Genomic DNA, 23,656 nt, shown 5'->3' with positions numbered 1-23,656 from the left:
GGGTGATCGGCACGGAACCTGGTAGCTGAGAGACTGGTGGCATGGACATAGCCCGCAGGAACAACGTCACCATCACCGGCAACCCCGAGGGCCGGACGGTCGTGTTGGCCCACGGCTTCGGATGTGACCAGAACATGTGGCGGCTGACCGTCCCGGCCCTGTCGGACGACTACCGCGTCGTCCTGTTCGACTACGTCGGCTCGGGCCGCGCCGAGCCCTCCGCCTTCTCCGAGCAGCGCTACGCCTCCTTGGACGGCTACGCGCAGGACGTCGTCGACGTCTTCGAGGCACTGGACCTCACCGACGCGGTGTTCGTGGGGCACTCGGTCAGCGCGATGATCGGCGTGCTCGCCGCCGCCCAGGTCCCCGAGCGGATCGGCGCGCTGGTGATGGTCGGCCCCTCCCCGCGGTACATCGACGACCAGGGCTACCGGGGCGGGTTCAGCGCGGCGGACATCGACGAGCTGCTGGACTCCCTGGAGTCGAACTACCTGGGCTGGTCCGCCGTCATGGCCCCGGTGATCATGGGCAACCCGGAGCGGCCGGAACTCGGTGACGAGCTGAAGAACAGCTTCTGCGCCACCGACCCCGACATGGCGCGCGTCTTCGCGCGCACCACCTTCCTGTCGGACTCCCGCGACGACCTCAAGACCGTGTCCGTGCCGACGCTGGTGCTGGAGTGCACCCAGGACGTCATCGCGCCCCGCGAGGTCGGCGCCTTCGTGCACCGCTCGATCCCCGGTTCGACCCTGGTCACCCTGGAGGCGACCGGGCACTGCCCGCACCTGTCCGCGCCCGAGGCCACCAACGCGGCCATCAGGTCCTTCCTGGCGGACCTACGATGATGTGCTCCGCCGGCGAACAACCGGACCCGTACGAGGCCGAGGACGGAGCGGTCTCGCACGCGGCGTTCGCCTCCCTGCTCGAGGACAGCGCCGAGGAACTCTACGAGAGCGCGCCGTGCGGCTACCTGTCCACGCTCATGGACGGCACCGTCGCCAAGGTCAACACCACCCTGCTGACCTGGCTCGACCTGCGGCGCGAGGAGGTCGTGGGCCGGATGCGGTTCAGCGACCTGCTGTCCGTGGGCGGCAAGCTCTACCACGAGACCCACTTCGCGCCGCTGCTGCGGATGCAGGGGGAGATCAGCGGCATCGCCCTGGAGATGCGGCGGTCGGACGGCAGCCGCATCCCCGTCCTGGTGTCGTCGGCGGTCAAGCGCGGCACCACCGGCGAACCCCTGCTGATCCGCACCACCGTCTTCGACGCCCGGGACCGGCGCGCCTACGAGGAGGAGCTCCTGCGGGGCCGCAAGGTCGCCGAGGAGGCCCGCCGCCAGGCCGAGGCCGACCGGGCCCGACTGCAGCACGCGCTCGCCGTGCTCCAGCAGTCGCTGCTGCCGGACACCCTGCCGGCCATCCCCGGCATGGAGGCGGCCACGCACTACCACACGGCGTCGTCCGACCAGCTCGGCGGCGACTTCTACGACGTCTTCCCCGTCGACGGCAAACGGTTCGGCTTCTTCCTCGGTGACGTCTGCGGCAAGGGGCCCGAGGCGGCCGCGGTCACCTCCCTGACCCGCTACACGCTGCGCGCCGCCGCCGTGCACGACCCCGACCCCGTCGCCACCCTCGCCACCCTCAACAAGGTGCTGCACCAGCGCTACACGGGCAGCGGCGACCCCCGCTTCTGCACGGCGGTGTTCGGCACGCTGGAACCCGACGCGGAGACGGGACGGGTGGACGTCCACCTCGGCTCGGGCGGGCACCCGCCGGCGCTCGTCGTGCGCGCCGACGGCACGGTGGACTCCCTGCACACGCCCGGCGGTCTCCTGGTCGGCGTCCTGCCGACGGCCCGGTTCGTCACCACCACGGCCGTGCTCGCCCCCGGCGACACCCTGCTGCTCTACACGGACGGCCTCACCGAGGCCCGTACCGGCAGCGACCGCACCAGCCTGTTCGGGGAGGAGGCCGTGCGCCGCTTCGTGGCCGCGCACGCCGGCCGGTCCCCGGGAGACCTGGTCGAGGCACTGATCCACCTGCTGGACAGTTTCGGCGACGGTCTCGACGACGACACCGCCCTGCTCGCCCTCGGCGTCCCCGCCGACCGCACGACGCCAGACGAACGATGAGCCCACTGAAGATCATCGAGCGTGACGCCGAGACCGGTCCCGTCCTGGAGGTCATCGGCGACCTCGACTTCGCGCACGCCCCCGAACTGCGGGAACGGATCAGCCGGCTCGTCGTCCCGCCGGGCCGGCGCCTGGTGCTGGACCTGGCCGGCCTGGAGTTCTGCGACTCCAGCGGCATCACCGCGCTGATCGCCGCCCACAGCCACGCTGAGGCCGCCCGGGCCGATGTGGTGCTGGCCGCGGTCCCCGCCAATACCCTGCGCGTCCTGCACCTGGTCGGCCTCGACCAGATCTTCACCGTGCAACCGGACAGCGACTCGGCCACCCGGCACTGAACCTTCAGGAACCGGCCACACGGCCGGGCATGAAGGGCCGGACGCAGGGCAGACGGAAGCGCAGGAGGTCAAACAACTATGGTTCCCTTGCTGCTCGTTCTGCTTCTCGCGCTGATCCTGTTCGGCGCCGGTTTCGCCGTGAAGATCCTGTGGTGGATCGCCATCGCCGTCCTGGTGGTGTGGCTCCTCGGCTTCGTCATGCGTTCCACCAGCGCAGGCGGTGGTCGCGGCCGCTGGTACAGGTGGTGACGTCCACCGCACCGACGGCACACAGCGCAGGGCCCGGCCGACTCACGGCCGGGCCCCGCCGTGCGTCCGGACCCCTTGTGGTCCGGGAACCGCGGGGGACTACGACGTAACGCCCGGAAATAGTCGGCGACACGCGCCCGGGGGAGGCGCGGGGCCGCGGGTGGCGGTGCCACCCTTGCACCCGTTCCGTCGTGGGAGACAGGTGTACGCCTGTGAACTCGGGGAACACGTAGGCGTGCCCGGCGCCGCCCGGCGGTCCCGATCGGACGTGCCGGCAGCCCGCTGCTGTCGAGGCGCGGCCGACGGGCGTGGGTGTGTGCGGATGAGAAGAGGGATCATGATGCTGCTTCCGGCGGAGAAGGACCTGCGAGCCGCGCTGGCTCGGTTCGCACAGGTGCGCATCGAACACGACGTACGCCCCACCGGCACGACCAGCCTGGCCCTCGAGGACGTCACCCGGGCGCTGTGCACCCTGACCGGGGCCACCACCGTCGAGGACGCGCTCCGCGAGGCGGACGCGCTGCTCGACCGCTGCCGCACCGCACGCGTGGGCGCGGCCAAGGGGACGGCCCCGCTGGCGGCGTAGCGCCCCCGCGGCGCAGGCCGCCCCTGTCGCGTCAGCCGCCCATCGGTGCGCACCTCAAGCTGCGTCTCGGTGCCGCGCTCCCGCGGCGTGCGCCGCCCGGGAGGCGGTGGCCGACTGCCCGCCATGGAGCAGGCGCAGATGGCGGCGCGCGGCCGCGTGCCGGGGCGCCGTGGACGGCCCGGACATCCAGTTCTCCACCCGGTCCATCAGCAGGAGCGTCAACCCCAGCGCCGGCAGGACCAGGACCGCAATGACCATCACAGCAACGTTCCCTCCTCGGCTCACGACCTCCCCACGGGTGCCCGCATCCCGGGGTGAAGGCCGCCCGGGCGTGTAAGAGTCGTGTGAACGCCGGACCGAGCGTCGCACGGCCCCGTGCCCGGCCGCGCCGCGTGCGGCACCGGATCGGGGGCATCCGTGTCCTGGATCCGCACCTGACCGTGTTCGCGCGCCCTGAACTCGACGGTTCGGGGTACTCGCGCGCTCAGGGGACGGCCGGTCACCAGGAACAGCCTGGCCGGCCACTACGGACAGGGACGGGAGGTGACCGCTGTGTCGAACACGCAGCCGCACTACGCCGAAGCCGGCGACAGCACTGCGCGCTCGGGCCAGGAGCCGGTGGGCGAGCTGGTCCAACGGGCCTCGCAGCAGCTGACGGAGCTGGTGCGCGGCGAGATGAGGCTGGCGCAGGCGGAGATGAAGGAGAAGGGCAAGCGCTACGGCAAGGGCGGTGGCCTGTTCGGCGGCGCCGGAGTCGTGGGCTTCCTGATGCTGCAGGCGCTGGTCGCCACCGCGATCGCGGCGCTGGCGGTGCCGCTGCCGGTGTGGGCCGCGGCGCTGATCGTCACGGCGGTGCTCGGGGTGATCGCCGCGGTGATGGCCCTGAGCGGCAAGAAGCAGATGCAGCAGGCCGCGCCGCCCAAGCCCGAGCAGACGATCGAGAACGTGAAGGCCGACGTGGCCGAGATCAAGGGGAGTGCACACCGATGACCCAACCGCCGCACGACGAGCCCACTGCCGCCAACCCCGAGGAACTGCGGGAGCAGGTCGAGCAGACCAGGGCCGAACTCGGGCAGACGGTCGAGGCGCTGGCGGCCAAGGCCGACGTCAAGGCGCGTACGCAGGAGAAGGCCGCCGAAGTGAAGGAACAGGCCGCAGCGAAGGCCACCGACGTGAAGGAACAGGCCACGGCGAAGGCGGCCGAGGTCAGGGAACAGGCCACGGCGAAGGCGGCCGAGGTCAAGGAGCAGGCGACCGTCAAGGCGGCCGAGCTGAAGGAGCAGACCGCCCTGAAGGCCGGCGAGCTGAAGGCCAAGGCCGCCGAACTGGCGCACCAGGCGCAGGACAAGCTGCCCGACCCGGTCAAGGAGAAGGCGGCCCAGGCCGCCGAGCAGGCCCGGACCAAGGCGGGCCAGGCCGGACAGCTCTGGCAGGACAAGGCACCCGAGCCGGTGCGGCAGAAGACCGCCCAGGGCGCACAGCTGGCACGGGACAACCGCAAGGCGCTGCTGGTGGCCGCGGGCGTGGCCGTGGCGGCGTGGCTGGCCTTCCGCCGCAAGGGCTGACGGGGGTCGGCAGTTCCGCCGAAACGAGGGGAGGGCCGGCGCGTCGGACGACCGCCGGCCTTCGCCCTGCCCCGACCGACATCCGAACGGAGTACCCACGCAGCCATGTCCGACCAGCACGCCGCCTCCGCGGTCACCGCCGCGGCAGCCGTCGCCCTGATCCTGGTGGCCCGGGCCGCGATCCTCCACCAGGGCCGGCGGCACGCCGGCGCCCGGGCCCACGTCCGCCGGGGCGCGACGCGCGCCGCGGTCGCGGTCGCGGCCACCGTCCCGGACGGCGCGGCCGCCGACCCGGCCGTGCGGGAGGCCGAGCGGTACGTCCACCACTGCTGGCAGCAGCTCCGGACACGTACGGATCCGCCCGAGTGACCGTCGTGCGACCGGCGGTACTGCTGCTGACCGACCACAGGAGGGCGTTTAGGCTGGCCGGGGCCGAGGCGCGGGACGACCGAGGTCACCGCTGTCCGGTTCTGGCGCACCCGGGTGGCAATGGCGAACGGTGTGGCATGGGGTGCGAGTTGACGGGTACCGGCGCCCGTGTGAACGGGGAGTGAGGGCGAGGCCAGTGACTACTCCAACCGACGGTGAGGGCCGTCCGGGGCCGGACGAGCAGCTGATGCGGATCGGCCACGCACTGCGCGACGAGAACGGCTGCATCGCGCAGGCGCGCGACCACGCGGCCGCCTTCCTCGACAGCGCCGGCACCGACCACCACGTGCCCGTCTCCGACCGCACGAGGGACCTGACCCAGCTGGTGGTCAGCGAACTGGTCACCAACTCCCGCAAGTACGCGCCGGGGCCGATCCTGATGGAGCTGCGCCTGACCACCCGGGCCGTCGAGGTGGTGGTGTGGGACAGCGACCCGACGGTCCCGGAGGCACGCACCGCCGACCCGGGCCGCATCGGCCAGCACGGCCTGGAGATCGTCAAGGCGATCGCCGAAGGCTTCTTCGTCGAACAGGAGCCGGTGGGCAAGCGCATCACGGCCCGCATCGCCCTGGCCGACCTACCTACGGACACGGACGACCGCCGCGACCCGGGGCCCGTCCGCCTGCCCTAGCCGCGCCGCGGCAAGCGCCCCGTCCGCCCAGCCCAGCCGCTCCGACGCGCCCGCCTGCTGTCGCGATATCGGATTGCCCCGGGCCGGCGGATCACGTTGGCTGGGCGGCATGACCGAACTGCGCACCGATCGCCTCGCACTGCGTCGATGGCGGGACTCCGACCTCGCACCGTGGGCGGCGATGAACGCCGATCCCGAGGTCCGGCGACACCTGGGGGACCTGCTGACCCGCGAGCAGAGCGACGCCTCCGTGGCCCGGTTCCGGGACGAGTTCGAGGAGCGGGGCTACGGGTGGTGGGCCGTCGACGTACGGGCCACGGGTGAGTTCATCGGTTTCGCGGGCCTGGACCGGGTGGAGGACGGCCTGCCGTTCGGCGGAGTGGAGATCGGCTGGCGGCTCGCCCGCCCGGCCTGGGGCAAGGGCTACGCCACCGAGGCCGCGTCGGCGGTCCTGGCCTTCGGCTTCGACACCCTGGGACTCCCCGAGATCCTCGCCGTCACGACGGCCACCAACCTGCGTTCCCAGGCGGTGATGCGCAGGATCGGCATGACCCGGGACCCGGACGGCGACTTCGACGACCCCACCGCACCCGAGGGACCCCTGCGTCCGCAGGTGCTCCACCGCATCGCCCGCGGTACGACGGCCTGACGCCGCCGGGCCCGAACTCGCAATCCCACGTGGCGCGTTGTGCAGGAACGCGCAGGGCCCCGCACACACACCGACGGCTCCCCCTGCTCGGCAGGTGGGAGCCGTCGTGTGGTGTCGCGGTGTCTGCCGCGTCAGGTCAGGCGTGACGGTGCGAGTGCCGGTTGCCCGTGAAGACCCGGTACAGGGCCAGCAGGATGAGCGAGCCCACGATGGCGGCGATCCAGGTGGACAGCTCGAAGAACCCGTCGACGGAGTCGACGCCGAAGATCACCTTGCCCAGCCAGCCACCGAGCAGACCGCCGGCGATGCCGATGAGCATGGTGATGATGATGCCGCCCGGGTCCTTGCCCGGCATGAGGGCCTTGGCGATGGCGCCGGCGAGCAGACCGATGATGATCCACGCGAGGATGCCCATGTGCGTCTCCGTCTCGTCGTATAAAGAATGTGTCAGAACATCGTGTGTACCGAATCCGCGCGTACAAACGTCTCTGATGCATCGCGATCTTGACGAACTTTCGGGCGCCGGACCGGAGCCGTGCTCTGACGTCTCGTCAGGCGCTGCCGGCCGGGCCGGTGACGGGGGCGTCCGGCTCGGTGATGACGCCGTGCAGGCCCAGGCGGATCAGCAAGGCGGACAGGTGGTCGCTCAGACCGGTCACCTTCAGCGAGCCGTCGAGCGGGACCAGGCGCTGGTACCAGGCGATGAGCGCGGTGATGCCGGTCGAGTCGAGGGTCACCACGCGGGAGGCGTCCAGGGTGAGGTGCCGGCAGCCCTCGTCGATCATCCGGTCGCCCACCGCGCGCAGGCCGGGAGTGGAGTCGAGGTCGACGTCCTCTGGCAGCCTCGCGGTGACGTGGTCACCTGCGCGGGCGGTGACGTGCAGCACGGCCGTACCTCCGGATCGCCGGCCGGGCTGTCGCTGGGGCGAACACCTTGGCGAGGGGACACCGGGCCGGGTGACAAGGCTACCGGCGTGCGGGACCGCCTCGGTACCATTCGCCGCGCCGGTCACGATTCGGGTCATTCTGCAAAGTGCGTCACGGTGATACCGGAAGGAGGAGGTTGCAACCGGGAGGGAGATGCGGGACGGTTGCCGTACGACATCTTTTTTCCATCGCAGGAAGGTGGTGAGGTGCGCACGATGCGTGCCTCCATTTGTGGCTGTTTCCCGCGGCATTCCCGCCCGCCCGTCCGACGCCGACCGCACGGTCGGCACGACGTGGTCTGACGCCCCCTGTCCTGTCCTCGTCGCCGACCGCGACGGTGGCCTCGTCCGGATGAACGGCGCGGCCCGCACCCTGCTGCCCGGAGCCGTTGACGGCGAGCCCCTGGACCAGCGGGTCCCGTCCTGGCTCTCCGACGCCCACCGCCGGGTCAGCCAAGGGCTGTACTCCCCGGCCGACGCGCCCCTCGCCGGCAGCATCGAGGACCGCTTCTACGCGGCGCACCCCACGCCCGGCGCCGACGGCGACGTCGTGTGGTGGCTGGTCGAGGAGACCGACCGTCGCACGGCCCAGGCGCTGGACGACGCCCAGGGGCGCTCCCGGATACTCACCGAGGTGTCGAGCACGCTCCTGTCGACGCTGAACGTGGGGCGCTGCATGGAGACCGCCGCCGCCATGGCCGCGGAACACCTCGCCGAGGCCGCCGTCCTCGTCGCCCCGTCGCAGGGGCGGCGGTACCCGCTGACCCACGCCGAGCGCGGCGGACGGGTGAGTCATGTCACGCGGCGGATCGACGTGGCCGCCGTGCCGGGCCTGAACGAGGCCCTTCAGGGCTTCCCGCCCGTGCCGGCCCGCTGGATCAACCCGGACGACCTCCCGGACTGGGTGGTGCCCGACGGGTTCGCCGGACCGGTCGGCTCCGTGATCGTGACTCCGCTGCCCGGTCACGGCGTGCCCGCGGGCGCGCTGATCCTGTTGCGGTCCAGCACCGAGCAGGCCTTCACCGAGGGCGAGGAAGTCTTCGCCCGCCTGTTCGCGGCCAGGGCGGGCGCCGCCCTGTCGGCGGCCCGCCTGTACAGCGAACAGACCCGGATCACCGAGACGTTGATGCAGGAGCTGCTTCCGCCGACGCTGACTTCCGTGCACGGCGTCGACTTCGCCGGGGGCTACCGCGCGGCGAAGGAACAGGACCGGGTGGGGGGCGACTTCTACGACGTCCACCCCGCCGCCCACCCCTCCCAGGAGACCCTGGTGGTCCTGGGCGACGTCGCAGGCAAGGGCCTGGACGCCGCCGTGCTCACCGGGAAGATCCGCAACACGCTGCACGCCCTGCTGCCGCTGGCCGACGACCACGAGCGGCTGCTCAACCTCCTCAACGGCGCACTGCTGACCTCCCGTCACACCCGTTTCGCCACCCTGGTCCTCGCCTCGGTGTCCCGCCGCGGCGGGAAGGTGCACCTGCGGCTGACGAGCGCCGGGCACCTGCCGCCGCTGATCGTCCGCAACGACGGCACGGTCGAGGAAGTGGCCACCCGCGGCACCCTGGTGGGGGCGCTGCCGACCGTCGCGGCCACCACGGTGCGGACCGTGCTGGCGCCCGGTGAGACCTGTCTGCTGTTCACCGACGGCATCACGGAGGCCCGCGGCGGCCCGCTGGGCGACGACCTCTTCGGCGACCACCGGCTGCGCCGGGCCCTGTCGCCGTGCGCGGGCATGCCCGCGGAGGCGGTCGTGGAGCGGGTGCAGATGCTGGCCTCCGAGTGGGTGGGCGCCGGCCGTCACGACGACATGGCCGCAGTCGCCATCAACGCCCCCAGGACCGGACGCCTGACCGTCGTCGACGGTCAGGTGGGGCGCCAGGCGGGGCGGAGGAACGGGTGAGACACGACATACTCGCCGACCGGCTCAGGGACGAGCTGTGGGACGCGGTCGTCGACGGCGAGGAACACCGGGCCGTCGACGTCGTCCACGCGGCTGCGGCCGACGGCGTGGACGAGGAGACGCTGCTGCTGGACGTGATCGCCCGCGTCCAGGAGAAGATCGGCGTCGAATGGGCCGCCGACCGCCTGACCGTTGCCCAGGAGCACGCCGCGACGGCGATCAACGAACGGGTCGTCGCCTCGCTCGCCGACCGCCGCCGGGACGCCCGGCGCGCGGAGGTCCCGCGGGGTCGGGTGACGGTCAGCTGCATCGACGGCGAGTGGCACGCCTTCCCGGCCCGGCTCGTCGCCGAGGTCCTCGCCCTGTACGGGTGGCGCGTGGACTACCTCGGCGCCCAGACCCCCACCCCGCACCTGGTCGCCCACCTGCACCACACCGACCCCGACGCGGTGCTGCTGTCGGGTTCCATCGCCACCCACCTGCCGACCGCGCACGCGGCCGTGACCGCCTGCCAGGCCGTCGGGGTGCCGGTCCTGACCGGCGGCCGCGCCTTCGGCCCCGGGGGCCGGTACGCGCGGGCACTGGGCGCCGACCGGTGGGCACCCGACGCGCGGGGCGCGGTCGAGGTGCTCGCGGCGGGACTCGCCCGGCCCCGTCCGGCGGCCGTGCGGCAGGTCTCCGAGGACCTCCCGCACCTGGTCGACCAGGAGTACACGCTGGTCGTCCAGTCCCGGCCGCAACTGGTCAAGCAGACCCTGGTCGAGCTGGAGGCGCGCTTCCCGGCCGTACGCGACTACAGCGACGTCCAGCGCGAGCGCACCGCCGAGGACCTCGCCCACATCGTCGACTACCTGGCCACCGCCCTGTACGTCGACGACCCCGAGGTCTTCACCGGCTTCCTCGAGTGGACGGCGGGTGTGCTGGAGGCCCGGCACGTGCCCGCGCACTCCCTGGTGGCGGGCCTGGACGCCCTGGCCGGCCAACTCCGCGACTTCCCGCGCACCGTGAGCTTCATCGAACAGGGCAGTGCCGCCGTGCGCGGCCGGCCCGCCCCCCGTCCTGTCCCCGGCACCGACCTTGGCGTATGACCGATCTGCATTTCGACGAGTTCGTCCTCACCGTCCTGCGCGACGCCCGCACGCTGACCGTGCGGGTGTCCGGCGAACTCGACTACGACACCAGCGACGACCTGCTCAGAGCCGTCGTCGAGCAACTGACCGGACCGTGCGGTTTCCGCGACGTCCGGCTGGACTTCCGGGACCTGCGGTACATCGACTCGACGGGACTGTCGGCCCTGTTGATGATCCACCGCAGGACCAGTTCGGCCGGGGCGCGCCTGCACCTGGACCACCGGCCGGACTTCCTGGAACGGATGCTCACGATGACCGACGTGCTGGACCACCTCACCGCCCCGGGGCACCGTGAGGAGGCCGTGGAGGCCGCCCAGGACGACGACGCCACCGGAGCCGGCGTCCCCTGACGGCCCGGGGCACCGGCCCGTACGGGTCCCCCTGCCTCAGCGGGTCCTGTCCAGGACGATCCGGGCCATGACCTGCTTGCCGTCGGCGAGGGCGACGGTGCGCACCTGCTCGCACAGCCGGGTGACCAGGTGCATGCCGTGGCCGCCGACGCGCCCCGCGTCGTGCGGGCGCTGCTCCGGCGCGCTGGACGAGCTGTCGCGGACCGTCACCGTGAGCACTCCGGCGTCGGGCGTCAGTTCCAGCAGCAGGCCGCCGTCGCCGGGCGCGTGCCGGACGGCGTTGGTGACCAGTTCGCTGACCACCAGCTGGGCGTCCTGGCTCGCCCGCTCGTCGGCCGGGTGTCCCGCCCGCGCGAGGAGCGTGCGCACCGCCCGCCGGGCGTCGCCGATCGCCACGCCCGTGCTGTCCCAAACCACGCAGTACCGGACGGGTGCCGGCGTGCCGTGGTCGTTCACTGTCTGTCGCACGAGCGGAATGACGGTCGAGGGGGCCCTGAGGGTTGTACGGGGGAGTCCTGTGTTCACACGAAGTCGCAGTTCTGTCGTTCTCGATCACTCACGGTGGCCGTCCTCCCGGCCGTCGGGGTCGGGACGCCCGTCGCGAGGGGCGGCGGCACGGTCGCGGGGGTCCGCGCCGCTGCCCGTGTCGGCGACCGCGAAGTGCTCCAGCGTGCCGCTGACCGTCAGGAGACGGTGCACCGGGGGCGGCAGCGGGCCCAGCAGGACGAACTCACGGTCGCTGTCCGCGTGGCGGCGCCGCGCGTCGAGGAGGGCGTTGAGGAGCATGCTGTCCGCGAAGGTGATCTGCGAGAGGTCCACCGCCGTGGTCGGCAGGGCCGCCCGGTCGGCAGCCGCCCACGCCTCGACGAAGTCCTCCTCGTCGTCGTGGTCCACTTCGCCGCGCACCGTGATCACGAAGGTGTCCTCGTGGCGGGTGACGTGCACTTTCGTATCGGGGGCCGCGTGCATGGAGCCATCCTCACATCCCGCGGCCGCGCCGGGCCACCCGGTCGGGTATCGGTCCGGTCCCGGGCCGGGGACGCGCTTCCCCCGTCACGGCCCGCGCGGGCGTGCGAGGTGGCCGCCCGGGTACCTGATGGCTGTTCCCCCGGCGGCAGCCCGGGGGCTGTCCTATTCTGACCCCGCCCGATCCGTCCCCGCCTGGTCCGATCCGTCCGCGCACGGCCCGGCGGAGAACCGAGGGGGAACCGAGAGAGAAAGGGACCGGTGACGCCTCCCGACGACGCCGCACCCGGCGCATCGCCCCGCCGCGAGGTCTTCGCCGCCGACGCCGAGGTCGGCCGCCACCTCGCCGCCGTCGACTGGGCCGCGACCCCCCTGGGACCGCCCGAGGACTGGCCGCAAAGCCTGCGCACCGCGGTGAGCATCCTGCTGTCGTCGAAGTTCTCGATGTGGATGGCGTGGGGCCCCGAGCTCACCTTCTTCTGCAACGACGCCTACCGCCGCGACACCCTCGGCCAGAAGTACCCCTGGGCGCTGGGCCGTCCTGCCGGAGAGGTCTGGGCGGAGATCTGGGACGACATCGGCCCGCGCATCGGCACGGTGCTCACCACGGGCAGGGCGACCTGGGACCGGGCGCTGCGGCTGTTCCTGAGGCGCTCCGGCTACGCGGAGGAGACCTACCACACCTTCAGCTACAGCCCGTTGCACGACGACGCGGGCCTGGTCGTCGGCATGCTCTGCGTGGTCAGCGAGGAGACCGACCGCGTCATCGGCGAGCGCCGGATGGCGACCCTGCGCGACCTGGGCTCCGACCCGAGCGTGGTGCGCACCGAACAGGAGATGCTCGACTTCACCGGCGCACAACTCGGCCTCAACCCCCACGACCTGCCGTTCACCCTGACGTACCTGTTCCAGGACGGCGGCGGCGCACGCCTCGCCGCCGCCACCGGCGTACCGGCCGGGCACCCGCTGGCCGTGCCGGCCCTCTCCGCGGACCGCGACGCGCCCTGGCCAGTGGACGAGCCGGCCCGGGGCGAGCCGGTCCTGGTGCCGCTGCACGGCGCCGGGTACCCCGATCCGCCGTCCGGCGCGTGGGCCGAACCGCCCACGCACGCGCTGGCGCTGCCCCTGCTGCGCCAGGGCGGGACGCCGTACGGCTTCATGGTGGCCGGACTCAACCGCTACCGCCCCCTGGACGAGGGTTACCGCAGCTTCCTCGAACTGGTCGCCGGGCACGTGGCCGCCGGGATCGCCGGGGCGCGCAGCTACCGGGCCCAGCAGCGACGGGCCGAGGAACTCGCCGAGCTGGACAGCGCGAAGACCACGTTCTTCTCCAACGTCAGCCACGAGTTCCGCACCCCCCTCGCGCTGATCATGGGACCGGTGGAGGAGCTGACCGCCCGGCTCGCCGCCGCCGATCCGGAGCTGCGGGAGGACCTGGACGTCATCCACCGCAACGGACTGCGGCTGGGCAAACTCGTCAACACACTGCTGGACTTCTCCCGCATCGAGGCCGGCCGGATGGAGGCCCGGTACGAACCGGTGGACCTCGGCGCCGTCACCGCCGAGCTCGCCAGTGTCTTCCGCTCCGCCGTCGAGCGGGCCGGACTGCGCTTCGAGGTCGACTGCCCGTCCCTGCCCGAGCCGGTGTACGTCGACCGGGGCCTGTGGGAGAAGGTTGTCCTCAACCTCCTCAGCAACGCCCTGAAGTTCACCTTCGAGGGATCGGTCGCCGTCGCGGTCCGCGCCGGGCGGGGCGAGGCGGTGGTGACCGTCGAGGACACCGGCATCGGCGTCAGCGCCGGGGAGATGCCCCGGCTGTTCGAGCGCTTCCACCGCATCGAGAACGCACGGTCCCGGTCCCACGAGGGCAGCGGCATCGGCCTGGCCCTGGTGAAGGAACTCGTCACCCTGCACGGCGGCACCATCGACGCGGCCTCCGCCGAGGGCGCGGGCACCCGCTTCACGATCCGGCTGCCCTTCGGGTCCGCGCACCTGCCCGCCGACGCCGTCGTCCCCGCGACGGGCTCCGACGCCCCCTCGGGCACCGCCGACCCCTACGTGCGGGAGGCCCTGCGCTGGCTGCCCGGCGGTGAAGCACCGGCCGGGCCGGGCCCGGTCGCCCTGGCCGGGGACCCGGACGTCGGCGCCCGGACGGCCTCCCCGGCCGACGCCGCGCGCGTCCTGGTCGCCGACGACAACGCCGACATGCGCGAGTACCTCACCCGGCTGCTGCGCGGCGCGGGCTACCGGGTGGACGCTGTGCAGGACGGCCGACGTGCCCTGGACGCCGTCCGCGGGCACGCGCCGGACCTCGTGGTCAGCGACGTGATGATGCCGGGCCTGGACGGCCTGGCCCTGGTCGGCGCGCTGCGGGCCGACCCGCGCACCGCGTCCGTACCCGTCCTGCTGCTGTCCGCACGGGCCGGGCAGGAGGCCTCCATCGAGGGACTGCGGGCCGGCGCCGACGACTACCTCGTCAAGCCGTTCGCGGCCGCCGAACTGCTCGCCCGGGTCCGGGCCGCCATCGAACTGGCCCGGCTGCGCGGCCACCACGCCCGCTGGCGCGCCGCCCTGGTCGACTCCCTGCAGGAGGCCTTCTTCGTCTGCGACGAGGACGGTGCCGTCATCGAGATCAACCGGGCGTTCACCGACATCCTCGGCTACGGCCCCGAAGGACTGCCCTACGAGCCGGTCAAGCCGTGGTGGCCGGACGCCGAGTCCGACCCCGGCGCCCACGCCGAGGCCGACGCCGCCTTCCGCCGGCTCGTCACCGAGACCCGCGGCACGCAGACCCTGCCCGTCCGGCACCGGGACGGCCACCGGCTGTGGATCAGCGCCGCGTTCAGCCGGGTGCGCGACCCCGACACCGGCCGCACCGTCGTCGTGGGCACCTTCCGCGACGTCACGGCCCAGCACTACGCCGTCCAGCGCGACAGCGCCCTCGCCGCCCTGAGCACCCGGCTGTCCCGGGCGACCGGACTGGCCGACGCGCTCGACGGCGCCCTGGACGAGCTGAAGAAGCTCTGGCGGGCCCGGCGGGTCCTGGCCGCGGTCTTCGGCCCGGGCGGCGACGGGGGAGCGGCCACCCTGGTCTCCACCGACGAGTCCCCGACCTGGCAGGAGCTGGAGCCCGAGGAGCGCGCGGCGCTCACCGGCCTGCGACAGCACCCGCTGCTGACCCCGATCGCCGTGGGCAGCGGCGCCGGCACCCTGCTGGAACACCCCGACGGGCCGCTCGCCCTCTGGGTCGACCCGGGCGAGTCCCGGTCCTTCACCGGCGAGGACCAGCTGCTGCTGTCCCTGCTCGCCGGCCACCTCGCCCAGGGACTGGCCCGGGCCCAGCAGATCGACCAGCAGCGCGAGACCGCGATCGCCCTGCAACGCGCCATCCTCGGCCCGTCCCGGCTGCCCAACGGTTTCGCCGTCGCCTACGAACCGGCCACCCGGCCCCTGGAGGTCGGCGGCGACTGGTACGACACCGTCGCGCTGCCCGACGGCCGCATCGGCATCATCGTCGGCGACTGCGTCGGCCGGGGCCTGGAGGCCGCCACCGTCATGGGACAGCTGCGCAGCGCCTGCCGCGCGCTGCTGCTCCAGGACGGCGGTCCCGCGCAGGTCCTGCTCGCCCTGGACCGGTTCGCCGTGGGCGTGCCCGGCGCCCTGTGCACCACCGTCTTCTGCGGCGTCCTCGACCCCGCGACCGGCGAGCTGCGCTACTCCAGCGCCGGGCACCCGCCGGGGATCCTCGCCGGGCCCGACGGCACCGTCACCCTGCTGGAGGACGGCCGCTCCCTGCCGTTGGCGGTCCGCCCCGGCACCCCGCGCCCCGAGGGCACGTGCACGATCCCGCCGCGCGCGACCCTGCTGCTGTACACCGACGGGCTCGTCGAACGCCGCGGCCGTCCGTTGAGCGTCGGCATCGACCTGGCCGGCGCCGCCCTCGTCGCGGCCCGGGACGTCGTGTTCGGCGACCTCGCGGCCCACGTGATGGACCGCATGGCCCCCGAGGGCGGGTACGACGACGACGTCGCCCTGCTGCTGTACCGCCACCCGGCGCCTCTGGAGGTGTCGTTCCCGGCGGAGTCGGCCCGGCTGGCGGCCGTGCGCGGGGCGCTGCGCGACTGGCTCGACCGGTGCGACCTGCCGCCCCGCACCGTGCAGAACGTCCTGGTCGCCGCGGGGGAGGCATGCGCCAACGCCATCGAGCACGGCCACCGCGAAGCCCCCGGCGCCCCGATCACCCTGCGCGCCGAGGCGTTCGCCGACACCCTCCGGCTCACTGTCTCCGACACCGGCCGCTGGAAGACCCCCCACCCGGAGCTGAACCCCCACCGCGGACGGGGCGTGCAACTGATGCGCGCCCTCATGCAGGACGTCACCATCACCCCCGGCCCCGTCGGCACCACCGTCGACATGCACACCAGGATCGTGTGATGACGACACCGCTGACACTGACCCCGGGCCGACGGCCCGACGGCACCGCTCAGCTCACCGCGGTCGGCGAGATCGACATGAGCAACGCCGGGGCGCTGGCCGACTCGCTGCGGGACACGTCCGGACGGATCGTCCTGGACCTCACCCGGGTGCGGTACCTCGACAGCGCGGCCCTCAACGTGCTGTTCCAGCACGCCGAGCGCCTGGAGATCCTGGCCGGCGCCCTGCTCGCGCCCGTGCTGTCGATCTCCGGCATCGCCGACCTGGCGACGGTGCGCACGTCCCCCTGACGGCCGGGCGGGCCGGACGGCCGTCCCCGCGTCCCGGCACGGCCGCGCACATGCCGCGGCGCCGGTCCGGGGGTCCGTGACCGGCGCCGCGCTCGGCTCGGGCTGATCCTCAGCCCGCGTGCTCACTCCTCGTACTTCCGTGTACTTCCGTGCTGCTCGTGCTGCGCGTGCTGTTCATGCTGGTCGCACTCAGCCCTTGGCGGCCTTGGCGGCGCCCTCTTCCGTGGTGGCGCTGGCCGTCGCCAGGGTGCCGCCCGCGCTCTCCAGGTGGGCGCGGACGAACCACTGGAACTGCTCCAGGTCCCGCAGCTGCTCGATGAGGAGGTCCTCCGTGGCCGGGTCGATCTCGCCCACCGTCTTGACCGCGGCGCGGAGGTCCTCGAGCACGCCCGTGTACACCACGTCCAGCGCGCCGAGGTGCGCGATCGCGTCCTCGCGGCCGATGGAGTAGTCGTCCCAGGTGCGCTCCTTGACCAGCGAGCCCGGCGTGCCCTGGGCGACCCCGCCGAGGGCGGCGATGCGCTCGGCCACGTCGTCCGCCATGTCGCGCACCCGGTCGACCTGCGGGTCGATCATCTGGTGCACGGCGATGAAGTGCGGTCCGACGACGTTCCAGTGGATGTGCTTCAGCGTCAGGTGCAGGTCGTTGAGGGCGTGCAGCCGCAGGCGGAGGACGTCGATGAGCCGGCCCGCCGCCTCGCGCTCGATGCCCGGGACGGTGTACTTGGGGGTGAAGTCCTTCGCCATGTCAGCAACTCCTTGGTCTGGGGGGTTGGTAGCCCTACGTGTGACCGGCCTGCGCGATCACATGCCTGTGACCTCAGGCTCAGTGGTTTCCGGTACCGGCGCGAGCGGGCTCGGTCGCACGGTGTGCCGATGTCCTCCGAACGGCCCACCGACGGGTCGCATCCGCGCGGGGACGCCGCAGGGTAGAGACCGCAGACGGAATCCGGCGAAGCGCACGGGACGCAACCGGCCGACGACGCGACGGAACAGGTGACGGCAGACCCATGAACGACGAACCGACGCACACGACCGGCCGGCCGGGCGGCACGGACCGCCCTCGCTCCCTCACCTGCCTGGTCACCGGCGCCACCGGCTACATCGGCGGCCGGCTGGTCCCCGAACTGCTGGACGCCGGCCACCGGGTGCGCTGCCTCGCGCGCACCCCGGACAAGCTGCGCGACCAGCCCTGGGCGGACCGGGTGGAGATCGTCCGGGGTGACGTCACCGACGCGGAGTCGGTCGCCCGGGCGATGGCCGGGGTGGACGTGGCGTACTACCTGGTACACGCCCTGGGCACCGGCCGTGCCTTCGAGGAGACCGACCGCACGGCGGCCCGGATCTTCGGCGAACAGGCCCGGGCGGCCGACGTGGGCCGGATCGTCTACCTCGGCGGGCTGACCCCCGAGGGCGTGCCGGAGGCGGAGCTGTCGCCGCACCTGCGCTCCCGCGCCGAGGTCGGCCGGGTCCTGCTCGCCTCGGGCGTGCCCACCGCCGTCCTGCGGGCCGCCGTCATCATCGGCTCGGGCTCCGCCAGCTTCGAGATGCTGCGCTACCTCACCGAACGCCTGCCGGTGATGGTCACCCCCCGGTGGGTGCACACCCTCATCCAGCCGATCGCCGTCCGTGACGTGCTGCGCATCCTCGTCGGCTGCGCCACGCTCCCGGCGGAGGTGAACCGCACCTTCGACATCGGCGGGCCCGAGGTGCTGACGTACCTGGAGATGATGCAGCGCCACGCCGCCGTCGCCGGACTCCCGCGCCGGCTCATCGTGCCGGTACCGGTGCTGACGCCGGGCCTGTCGAGCCACTGGGTCGGCATCGTCACCCCGGTGCCCGCCTCGATCGCCCGGCCGCTGACGGAGTCGCTGCGCCACGAGGTGGTGTGCCGGGAGCGGGACATCGAGCGGTATGTGCCCAGTCCGCACGGTCACCCGCTGCCCTTCGACCGCGCGGTGGCCCTCGCGCTGCAACGGGTGCGCGACGCCCAGGTCACCACCCGCTGGTCCTCCGCCTCCGTGCCCGGTGCGCCCAGCGACCCCCTGCCCACCGACCCGGACTGGGCCGGCGGCAGCCTGTACACCGACGTGCGCGAACGGGAGACGGACGCGGAGCCGGACGCGCTGTGGCGGGTCATCGAGGGCATCGGCGGCGAGAACGGCTGGTACTCCTTCCCGCTGGCGTGGGCCGTACGTGGCTGGCTGGACCGCCTGGTCGGCGGCGTGGGCCTGCGCCGGGGGCGCCGCGACGCACGACGGCTGCGCGTGGGCGACTCGCTGGACTTCTGGCGGGTGGAGGAGATCGACCGCGGGCGCCTGCTGCGCCTGCGGGCCGAGATGCGCCTGCCGGGGCTGGCCTGGCTGGAGATGTCGGTGGAGACGCCGGAAGAGCCGGGACGGCCGCCGGGGGAGGGCCCGGCGGGGAACGCACCGGTGCTCTACCGGCAGCGGGCGGTGTTCCACCCGCGCGGCCTGCTGGGCCACCTGTACTGGTGGAGCGTCTCGCCCTTCCACGCCGTCGTCTTCGGCGGCATGGCCCGCAACATCGTCCGCGCCGCGGACCGGGCGCCGGGCGGCTCCCCGTCCCGCCCGGGCCCGGCCGGGACGGGGAGCCGCCCGGCGCCCGCGCTCGGAGGGGCGCCCGAGCAGCGCCCCTCCGGCGGCGGTCCCCGCCAGGAGGACGGCTGACCGCCGCTCCGTCCGGCCGTACGACCGTGCGGCGGTCCCCGGCTCAGTCCTGGGCGACGCGGATGATCGTCCGGCCCGGGACGCGCCGGTCCGGGGTGAACGCGGCGGCGGCCTCGGCCAGCGGCCGCACCGCGCCGACCCGCACCTCCAAGCGCCCCTCGCGGACCGGCTGCACCAGGTCCGCGAGGCGGGCGCGGTCGGGCTCCACGACGAAGAAGACCGCCCGCCCGTCGCTGGGCCGTACGGTCGGCGGCTCGGCGATCGTGACCAGCGTGCCGCCGGGACGGACCAGCGCCGCCGACTGCTCCAGCACCTGACCGCCGATCACGTCGAACACCACGTCGGCCTGGCCCGCGGCGTCCAGCGGGTCGGCCTGGAGGTCGACGAACGCGTGCGCGCCGAGGGCCAGGACGGTGTCCCGGTCGGCGGCCCGGCCGGTGCCGATCACCCGGGCCCCCGCCGTGCGGGCGAGCTGCACCGCGATGGAGCCGACCGCCCCGGCGGCGCCGTGGACCAGCACCGTCCGGCCGACGGTGAGCCCGCCGTGGTCGAACAGGCCCTGCCAGGCGGTGAGCCCGGAGACCGGCAGCGCCGCCGCCACTGTGTGGTCGACGTCCGCGGGCAGCGGTGCGAGGTTGCGGGCCTCGACGGCGACGTACTCGCCGAGCGTGCCGTCGCGGGCCCAGTCGGTCAGCCCGAAGACCCGCTGGCCGACGGTCAGGCCCGTGGTGCCGTAGCCGAGGCCCGTGACCACGCCCGAGACCTCGTGTCCGGGGACGCTCGGGGTGCGGTCGCGGCCGGCGCGGTCCGTCCACGTGGCCGGCCAGGCCAGCTCGCCCCGGGTGAACCCGGCGGCGTGGACCCGTACGACGACGTCGTTCTCGGCGGCGTGGGGGTGGGGCAGGTCCGTCAGGGCCAGTCCGTCGGTGCCCGCGTCGCGGTCCGAGACGGTGAGGGCTCGCATGGTGGTGTCCGTCCTTTCCCTGGTCGATTCGCTTGCGTCCGCTCAGCTCGGCCAGGGCGCGCCCGTGACGCGCTCGACCATGCTGGTGCGGCGGAACCCCGGGACGAAGTGCTCCAGCACGTCCGCGTTCACGGTGCCGTAGGTGGTGTCCGGGCGGTCCTTGAGCCCCTCCACGAAAGCCTGGAGGAACTCCTTCTTGAACTCCCCGCGCGGATGGGCGGCGACGATCTCCTCCACCCGGCCCCCGTCCAGCCGGTCGAGGCTCCAGCCGATCGCGTCGGTGAGGACGCCGTAGGTGGTGGCGGCGATCTCCGGGCCCATCCGGCCGGGCAGCCCCGGAGTGGTGTGCACGGCGATGGCGGTCCAGACGACGTCGGCGGCGCTCGCCGGGAAGCCCCGCTCGAGCAGGAACGCGCGGGCGTGGTCGGCGCCGTCCAGCTCGAACCGCTGCTCCGTCGCCGAGAAGGGCGTCAGCAGCCCCACGTCGTGGAACATCGCGGCGAGGTAGAGCAGCTCAGGGTCGGGCGTGAGGCCCAGGGCGCGTGCGTGCAGCGAGCCGAAGAGGAAGACGCGCCGGGAGTGGTGGAACAGCAGGGGAGGGACCCCCTGTTCGAGGAACGAGGTGGCCTCCGCCACGGCTGCGGTCTCGGGGATCTCCACCCCCGCGATGAGGTCGGTCATGGTGCCCGCGCTTTCCGGTGTGGTGTGGTGTCCTTCTGCCCTCCACGGTGCCGACTCCCGTCCCACGGCGCCGCTTCGGTCCGGCCACGATCCACTCGCATGCGGACACGTCCGGGTGCCCGGGCCCGGCCAAGTGGATGGCTTCCCTCCGGTGCACCCCCCGGAATTGCGGGGTAACCGGGAGCGACAGCGAACAGCCGTCGAAGGGAAGGGGATACGTGCCGTGGAGGTCTTGAAGCGCCGGCTCGAACGCAGCCTGGCCGCGCAGTCACTCCTCGCGTTCGTCCTGGCGCTGGGCATCACCGCACTGTTCCGCCGGGACGAGCACCCGGCCGTCTGGGTGGTCCACGCGGCCTTCTACACCGCCGCCTCGGTCGGAGCCGCGACCTGGCAGCGCCGGCGCCTCGCCCGGTCCGTGGGCACGGACACCGCGGGGCTCTCCGACCTCAGCCGCAGGATCCGGCGCCGGGACGTACCCGCGGACCCGCAGGAGCGGGCGGCCATGCGCCGGCTGGTCGCCGAGTGCCTGGGGAAGATGGAGCGGGCGCGCCGCTGGCTGCCGTACTACCTGGCTCTGCTCGGCCTGATCGGCGCCGGGATGCTCGTCCTCGGGGCAATCCAGGGCTCCTGGGTGTGGCCGGTGGTCTTCGCGCTCGGTGTCGCCGGGTTCAGCGCCGGATTCCTCTGGATGCGCCGGCGCTCCAGGGAGCGGCTCCGGTTCATGCGGGACGCGCTGCGGCAGGAGGACGCGCGGGTGTCTTGACGAGGCTCCCGGGGTCCGCACGTCGTGCCCGCACGGTCGGCACGGCGGCGGGCCCGGGTCGTCGGACCGTCGGACCCAAGACCTGGTCGCCGGGCCTCAGGCCTCGCCGTAGGGCATCAGACCTCGCCGTAGGGCATCAGACGTCGCCCTAGGGCCTCAGACCTCGGAAGCGCCCTCGAGGTCCTGGGTGTCCGCGGTGCCTTCGGCCGCCGGCCGCTGCGACGGGCCGCGGCCCACGCGGGCCTGGGCCTCCAGGACCGTGGCGTAGGCGGGGAGGATCTCCTCCAGTCCCAGGATCCACATCATCCGGCGCAGGTGCTCGTTCGCCCCGGCCAGGACCAGTGCGCCCTGCCGTTCCTCCAGGCGGCGCCGCCAGGACAGCATCAGCGAGACGCCGGTGGAGTCGAGGTAGGCGGTGCGCGAGGCGTCAAGCACCAGCCGGCGGCAGCCCTGTCCGAGCAGCCGGTCGATCTCCGCGCGCATGGACTCGGCGGCGAAGAGGTCCACGTCCTCGGGGAGGGCCGCCACCACCAGGTCATCATCACGGTGCGTGACTTCCAGCACTGTTCCCCCCTCCTCGAGGTCGTCCGGGCCTTGTCACGAGTGTCCTGTCCTCAGGACCTGTACCCCGTCATCGGCTCGGCACGGGCGCCGTGCCACAGGTGTGCCCACCACCACACTAACGGGGGTCCGGTCGCGGCCGGGCGGAGTGCGGGTCCAGCTCACCCGGTCCGGTGGTTCTTCCGCGCCCCGGCCACGGTTGGCCGGACGCCCCCTGGTTACTCCGGGACGTGACCGACGGCGGGGGAGAGGACGATGACCGAGCACGAGGCGCAGGGCCCCGCTCCGGCGAGCGGCATGCGCGCGGAACACGACGACCGGGCCACCACGTCCGACGACGCCGGCTGGCCGCGGCGTACCGAGGCCGAGGAGCCCGGGGACCCTGGAGTGTCACCGTCGGAGGACGGCGGGAAAGTCCTGGAGGAGCGGGCCGACGTGCGCCGCGCCGTCGACGACGACACGAGTGTCACCGAGCCGGCCGGGTACGAGCCGGAGGACGAGGATCCGCTCGACCCGGAGTTCCGGGCCCCGACGGACGACGGAGCGTGACCCGTACGGTATGAGACCGTACGGCCCGGCGCGCCGCCGCGGTCCCGGGCCCGGCCACCCGCGGACGTGGCCGACGACGGAGGGGAGACTGGCTGCATGTGCGGCCGTTACGCATCCACCCGCAGCCCGCAGGACCTGGTGCAGCTCTTCGGGGTCACCGACTGGCGCCCCGACGAGACGCTCGAGCCCAGCTGGAACGTCGCCCCCACGGACGACGTGTGGGCGGTCCTCGAACGCGCCCCGCGTGGCGCGCAGGAGGACACCGCGCCGGTGGAACGGCAGCTGCGCCCGCTGCGCTGGGGCCTGGTGCCGTCGTGGGCCAAGGACGTCAAGGTCGGCGCACGGATGATCAACGCGCGCGTGGAGACCGTGCACGAGAAGCCGGCGTTCCGCCGTGCCTTCGCCAAGCGCCGCTGCCTGCTGCCCGCCGACGGCTTCTACGAGTGGGAGCAGGCGAAGGACCCGGCCACCGGCAGGACCCGCAAGCAGCCGTACTTCATCCATCCCGAGGACGACCAGGTCATGGCCCTCGCCGGGCTCTACGAGTACTGGCGCGACCCCGAGGTCCAGCGGGACGACGACCCCGCCGCCTGGCTGCTCACCTGCACCGTCATCACCACCGAGGCCACCGACGCCGCCGGGCGCGTGCACCCCCGGATGCCGCTGGCCCTCACCCCGGACCACTACGACGCCTGGCTCGACCCCCGGCACCAGGACGCCGACCACCTGCGCGCGCTCCTCGGTCGGCCCGCGGACGGCCGGCTCGACGCCCGGCCCGTCTCCACGGCCGTGAACAACGTCCGCAACAACGGGCCGCAACTCCTCGACCCGGTCGCCCCCTGAGAGCGCTCCCACACCCCCTGCGCGGAGGCGGTCC

The 23,656-nt window shown here is 73.4% G+C and carries 28 protein-coding genes; 19 read left to right on the top strand and 9 right to left on the bottom strand.

Features of this window, described 5'->3' with window-relative positions; translation table 11 throughout:
• Positions 1-41: 41 nt before the first annotated feature.
• The 5 genes from E4U91_RS02010 to E4U91_RS01990 all read left to right on the top strand — a co-directional run bounded on the left by E4U91_RS02010 (position 42) and on the right by E4U91_RS01990 (position 3,301).
• Positions 42-845, top strand: a complete 804-nt coding sequence (locus E4U91_RS02010) for an alpha/beta fold hydrolase (RefSeq protein WP_137304917.1) — start codon at positions 42-44, stop codon at positions 843-845.
• Positions 845-2,131 carry a PP2C family protein-serine/threonine phosphatase gene (locus E4U91_RS02005; RefSeq protein WP_137310618.1) on the top strand — a complete coding sequence of 429 codons (1,287 nt, stop codon included), beginning with the start codon at positions 845-847 and terminating at the stop codon, positions 2,129-2,131. Before E4U91_RS02010 ends, E4U91_RS02005 begins: the two co-directional genes overlap by 1 nt.
• Complete coding sequence (locus E4U91_RS02000; protein ID WP_137304916.1) at positions 2,128-2,466, top strand: STAS domain-containing protein; 339 nt, start codon at positions 2,128-2,130, stop codon at positions 2,464-2,466. The genes E4U91_RS02005 and E4U91_RS02000 overlap by 4 nt, the downstream gene beginning before the upstream one ends.
• A gap of 78 nt (positions 2,467-2,544) precedes the next feature.
• Positions 2,545-2,715 (top strand): hydrophobic protein, encoded by a 171-nt coding sequence (locus tag E4U91_RS01995; protein WP_067228451.1) that lies wholly within the window; start codon positions 2,545-2,547, stop codon positions 2,713-2,715.
• Between the two features lie 337 nt (positions 2,716-3,052).
• Positions 3,053-3,301, top strand: a complete 249-nt coding sequence (locus E4U91_RS01990; RefSeq protein WP_371557723.1) for a DUF5133 domain-containing protein — start codon at positions 3,053-3,055, stop codon at positions 3,299-3,301.
• Positions 3,302-3,355: 54 nt separating this feature from the next.
• Here E4U91_RS01990 and E4U91_RS01985 read toward each other — a convergent pair whose 3' ends face one another.
• Positions 3,356-3,562: a hypothetical protein gene (locus E4U91_RS01985; RefSeq protein ID WP_137304915.1), complete on the bottom strand. Its 207-nt coding sequence runs from the start codon at positions 3,560-3,562 to the stop codon at positions 3,356-3,358.
• Positions 3,563-3,919: 357 nt separating this feature from the next.
• Here E4U91_RS01985 and E4U91_RS01980 point away from each other — a divergent pair, with 357 nt between their 5' ends.
• The 5 genes from E4U91_RS01980 (at position 3,920) to E4U91_RS01960 (ending at position 6,575) form a co-directional block, all read left to right on the top strand.
• On the top strand, positions 3,920-4,291 hold the full coding sequence (locus E4U91_RS01980) for a phage holin family protein (protein ID WP_067229004.1): 372 nt from the start codon (positions 3,920-3,922) through the stop codon (positions 4,289-4,291).
• Positions 4,288-4,866: a DUF3618 domain-containing protein gene (locus E4U91_RS01975; RefSeq protein ID WP_137304914.1), complete on the top strand. Its 579-nt coding sequence runs from the start codon at positions 4,288-4,290 to the stop codon at positions 4,864-4,866. Before E4U91_RS01980 ends, E4U91_RS01975 begins: the two co-directional genes overlap by 4 nt.
• Positions 4,867-4,971: 105 nt before the next feature.
• Positions 4,972-5,235: a hypothetical protein gene (locus E4U91_RS01970; protein WP_137304913.1), complete on the top strand. Its 264-nt coding sequence runs from the start codon at positions 4,972-4,974 to the stop codon at positions 5,233-5,235.
• Between the two features lie 196 nt (positions 5,236-5,431).
• Complete coding sequence (locus tag E4U91_RS01965) at positions 5,432-5,926, top strand: ATP-binding protein (RefSeq protein ID WP_371557727.1); 495 nt, start codon at positions 5,432-5,434, stop codon at positions 5,924-5,926.
• Positions 5,927-6,035: 109 nt separating this feature from the next.
• Positions 6,036-6,575, top strand: coding sequence for a GNAT family N-acetyltransferase (locus E4U91_RS01960; protein WP_137304912.1), 540 nt, complete (start codon positions 6,036-6,038; stop codon positions 6,573-6,575).
• 136 nt (positions 6,576-6,711) lie between these two features.
• Here the strand turns inward: E4U91_RS01960 and E4U91_RS01955 are convergent, their stop codons facing one another.
• Positions 6,712-6,990 carry a GlsB/YeaQ/YmgE family stress response membrane protein gene (locus E4U91_RS01955; protein ID WP_067228461.1) on the bottom strand — a complete coding sequence of 93 codons (279 nt, stop codon included), beginning with the start codon at positions 6,988-6,990 and terminating at the stop codon, positions 6,712-6,714.
• Positions 6,991-7,126: 136 nt separating this feature from the next.
• Positions 7,127-7,462 carry an STAS domain-containing protein gene (locus E4U91_RS37985; protein WP_168218055.1) on the bottom strand — a complete coding sequence of 112 codons (336 nt, stop codon included), beginning with the start codon at positions 7,460-7,462 and terminating at the stop codon, positions 7,127-7,129.
• 271 nt (positions 7,463-7,733) lie between these two features.
• On the opposite strand from E4U91_RS37985, the gene E4U91_RS01945 reads away from it, so the two are divergent.
• Genes E4U91_RS01945 through E4U91_RS01935 form a run of 3 tightly spaced genes read left to right on the top strand, consistent with a single transcriptional unit; the run spans position 7,734 to position 10,881 of the window.
• Positions 7,734-9,401 (top strand): PP2C family protein-serine/threonine phosphatase, encoded by a 1,668-nt coding sequence (locus E4U91_RS01945; protein WP_422070884.1) that lies wholly within the window; start codon positions 7,734-7,736, stop codon positions 9,399-9,401.
• Complete coding sequence (locus tag E4U91_RS01940) at positions 9,398-10,489, top strand: cobalamin B12-binding domain-containing protein (RefSeq protein ID WP_137304909.1); 1,092 nt, start codon at positions 9,398-9,400, stop codon at positions 10,487-10,489. The genes E4U91_RS01945 and E4U91_RS01940 overlap by 4 nt, the downstream gene beginning before the upstream one ends.
• Positions 10,486-10,881, top strand: a complete 396-nt coding sequence (locus E4U91_RS01935) for an STAS domain-containing protein (RefSeq protein WP_137304908.1) — start codon at positions 10,486-10,488, stop codon at positions 10,879-10,881. Before E4U91_RS01940 ends, E4U91_RS01935 begins: the two co-directional genes overlap by 4 nt.
• Positions 10,882-10,917: 36 nt before the next feature.
• Here the strand turns inward: E4U91_RS01935 and E4U91_RS01930 are convergent, their stop codons facing one another.
• Entirely contained in the window at positions 10,918-11,349 is a 432-nt protein-coding gene (locus E4U91_RS01930; protein WP_241678474.1) for an ATP-binding protein, read from the bottom strand.
• A gap of 84 nt (positions 11,350-11,433) precedes the next feature.
• A complete protein-coding gene (locus E4U91_RS01925; protein WP_137310614.1) occupies positions 11,434-11,826 on the bottom strand; it encodes an STAS domain-containing protein in 393 nt (130 codons plus the stop codon).
• A 282-nt stretch (positions 11,827-12,108) separates the two neighbouring features.
• On the opposite strand from E4U91_RS01925, the gene E4U91_RS01920 reads away from it, so the two are divergent.
• Both E4U91_RS01920 and E4U91_RS01915 read left to right on the top strand, forming a co-directional pair.
• The gene (locus tag E4U91_RS01920; protein ID WP_137304907.1) at positions 12,109-16,281 is read left to right on the top strand and encodes a SpoIIE family protein phosphatase; all 4,173 of its coding nucleotides are present in this window, start codon (positions 12,109-12,111) and stop codon (positions 16,279-16,281) included.
• Positions 16,281-16,571 (top strand): STAS domain-containing protein, encoded by a 291-nt coding sequence (locus E4U91_RS01915; RefSeq protein WP_137304906.1) that lies wholly within the window; start codon positions 16,281-16,283, stop codon positions 16,569-16,571. The genes E4U91_RS01920 and E4U91_RS01915 overlap by 1 nt, the downstream gene beginning before the upstream one ends.
• Positions 16,572-16,760: 189 nt before the next feature.
• Here E4U91_RS01915 and E4U91_RS01910 read toward each other — a convergent pair whose 3' ends face one another.
• Positions 16,761-17,318, bottom strand: a complete 558-nt coding sequence (locus E4U91_RS01910) for a Dps family protein (RefSeq protein WP_137304905.1) — start codon at positions 17,316-17,318, stop codon at positions 16,761-16,763.
• Between the two features lie 263 nt (positions 17,319-17,581).
• Between E4U91_RS01910 and E4U91_RS01905 the strand changes: the two genes are divergently transcribed.
• The gene (locus tag E4U91_RS01905; RefSeq protein WP_137304904.1) at positions 17,582-19,261 is read left to right on the top strand and encodes an SDR family oxidoreductase; all 1,680 of its coding nucleotides are present in this window, start codon (positions 17,582-17,584) and stop codon (positions 19,259-19,261) included.
• A gap of 43 nt (positions 19,262-19,304) precedes the next feature.
• Here E4U91_RS01905 and E4U91_RS01900 read toward each other — a convergent pair whose 3' ends face one another.
• Together E4U91_RS01900 and E4U91_RS01895 are read right to left on the bottom strand one after the other, a co-directional pair.
• Entirely contained in the window at positions 19,305-20,225 is a 921-nt protein-coding gene (locus tag E4U91_RS01900; protein ID WP_137304903.1) for an NADP-dependent oxidoreductase, read from the bottom strand.
• A 42-nt stretch (positions 20,226-20,267) separates the two neighbouring features.
• On the bottom strand, positions 20,268-20,906 hold the full coding sequence (locus E4U91_RS01895) for an HD domain-containing protein (protein ID WP_168218054.1): 639 nt from the start codon (positions 20,904-20,906) through the stop codon (positions 20,268-20,270).
• 223 nt (positions 20,907-21,129) lie between these two features.
• Here E4U91_RS01895 and E4U91_RS01890 point away from each other — a divergent pair, with 223 nt between their 5' ends.
• The gene (locus E4U91_RS01890; RefSeq protein WP_137304902.1) at positions 21,130-21,669 is read left to right on the top strand and encodes a hypothetical protein; all 540 of its coding nucleotides are present in this window, start codon (positions 21,130-21,132) and stop codon (positions 21,667-21,669) included.
• 156 nt (positions 21,670-21,825) lie between these two features.
• Here the strand turns inward: E4U91_RS01890 and E4U91_RS01885 are convergent, their stop codons facing one another.
• The gene (locus E4U91_RS01885) at positions 21,826-22,233 is read right to left on the bottom strand and encodes an STAS domain-containing protein (RefSeq protein ID WP_137304901.1); all 408 of its coding nucleotides are present in this window, start codon (positions 22,231-22,233) and stop codon (positions 21,826-21,828) included.
• Between the two features lie 252 nt (positions 22,234-22,485).
• Here E4U91_RS01885 and E4U91_RS01880 point away from each other — a divergent pair, with 252 nt between their 5' ends.
• Both E4U91_RS01880 and E4U91_RS01875 read left to right on the top strand, forming a co-directional pair.
• Positions 22,486-22,779: a hypothetical protein gene (locus E4U91_RS01880; protein WP_137304900.1), complete on the top strand. Its 294-nt coding sequence runs from the start codon at positions 22,486-22,488 to the stop codon at positions 22,777-22,779.
• Between the two features lie 96 nt (positions 22,780-22,875).
• Positions 22,876-23,622: an SOS response-associated peptidase gene (locus E4U91_RS01875; protein WP_137304899.1), complete on the top strand. Its 747-nt coding sequence runs from the start codon at positions 22,876-22,878 to the stop codon at positions 23,620-23,622.
• Positions 23,623-23,656 lie beyond the last annotated feature (34 nt).

Origin of the sequence: Streptomyces lasalocidi (assembly GCF_005280215.1) — a bacterium.
GTDB lineage: Bacteria > Actinomycetota > Actinomycetes > Streptomycetales > Streptomycetaceae > Streptomyces > Streptomyces longwoodensis.
Note: the sequence above shows the minus strand (reverse complement) of the source record. Positions and strands in the feature narration are given on the sequence as shown.

Excerpts from the sequence above, each read along its gene's own strand:
- E4U91_RS01910 (WP_137304905.1), bottom strand. The coding sequence starts at position 17,318 with ATGGCGAAGGACTTCACCCCCAAGTACACCGTCCCGGGCATCGAGCGC.
- E4U91_RS01975 (WP_137304914.1), top strand. The coding sequence starts at position 4,288 with ATGACCCAACCGCCGCACGACGAGCCCACTGCCGCCAACCCCGAGGAA.
- E4U91_RS01955 (WP_067228461.1), bottom strand. The coding sequence starts at position 6,990 with ATGGGCATCCTCGCGTGGATCATCATCGGTCTGCTCGCCGGCGCCATC.
- E4U91_RS01905 (WP_137304904.1), top strand. The coding sequence starts at position 17,582 with ATGAACGACGAACCGACGCACACGACCGGCCGGCCGGGCGGCACGGAC.
- E4U91_RS01995 (WP_067228451.1), top strand. The coding sequence starts at position 2,545 with ATGGTTCCCTTGCTGCTCGTTCTGCTTCTCGCGCTGATCCTGTTCGGC.
- E4U91_RS02005 (WP_137310618.1), top strand. The coding sequence starts at position 845 with ATGTGCTCCGCCGGCGAACAACCGGACCCGTACGAGGCCGAGGACGGA.
- E4U91_RS01900 (WP_137304903.1), bottom strand. The coding sequence starts at position 20,225 with ATGCGAGCCCTCACCGTCTCGGACCGCGACGCGGGCACCGACGGACTG.
- E4U91_RS01935 (WP_137304908.1), top strand. The coding sequence starts at position 10,486 with ATGACCGATCTGCATTTCGACGAGTTCGTCCTCACCGTCCTGCGCGAC.
- E4U91_RS02010 (WP_137304917.1), top strand. The coding sequence starts at position 42 with ATGGACATAGCCCGCAGGAACAACGTCACCATCACCGGCAACCCCGAG.
- E4U91_RS01970 (WP_137304913.1), top strand. The coding sequence starts at position 4,972 with ATGTCCGACCAGCACGCCGCCTCCGCGGTCACCGCCGCGGCAGCCGTC.
- E4U91_RS01895 (WP_168218054.1), bottom strand. The coding sequence starts at position 20,906 with ATGACCGACCTCATCGCGGGGGTGGAGATCCCCGAGACCGCAGCCGTG.
- E4U91_RS01915 (WP_137304906.1), top strand. The coding sequence starts at position 16,281 with ATGACGACACCGCTGACACTGACCCCGGGCCGACGGCCCGACGGCACC.
- E4U91_RS01875 (WP_137304899.1), top strand. The coding sequence starts at position 22,876 with ATGTGCGGCCGTTACGCATCCACCCGCAGCCCGCAGGACCTGGTGCAG.
- E4U91_RS01990 (WP_371557723.1), top strand. The coding sequence starts at position 3,053 with ATGATGCTGCTTCCGGCGGAGAAGGACCTGCGAGCCGCGCTGGCTCGG.
- E4U91_RS01960 (WP_137304912.1), top strand. The coding sequence starts at position 6,036 with ATGACCGAACTGCGCACCGATCGCCTCGCACTGCGTCGATGGCGGGAC.
- E4U91_RS02000 (WP_137304916.1), top strand. The coding sequence starts at position 2,128 with ATGAGCCCACTGAAGATCATCGAGCGTGACGCCGAGACCGGTCCCGTC.
- E4U91_RS01880 (WP_137304900.1), top strand. The coding sequence starts at position 22,486 with ATGACCGAGCACGAGGCGCAGGGCCCCGCTCCGGCGAGCGGCATGCGC.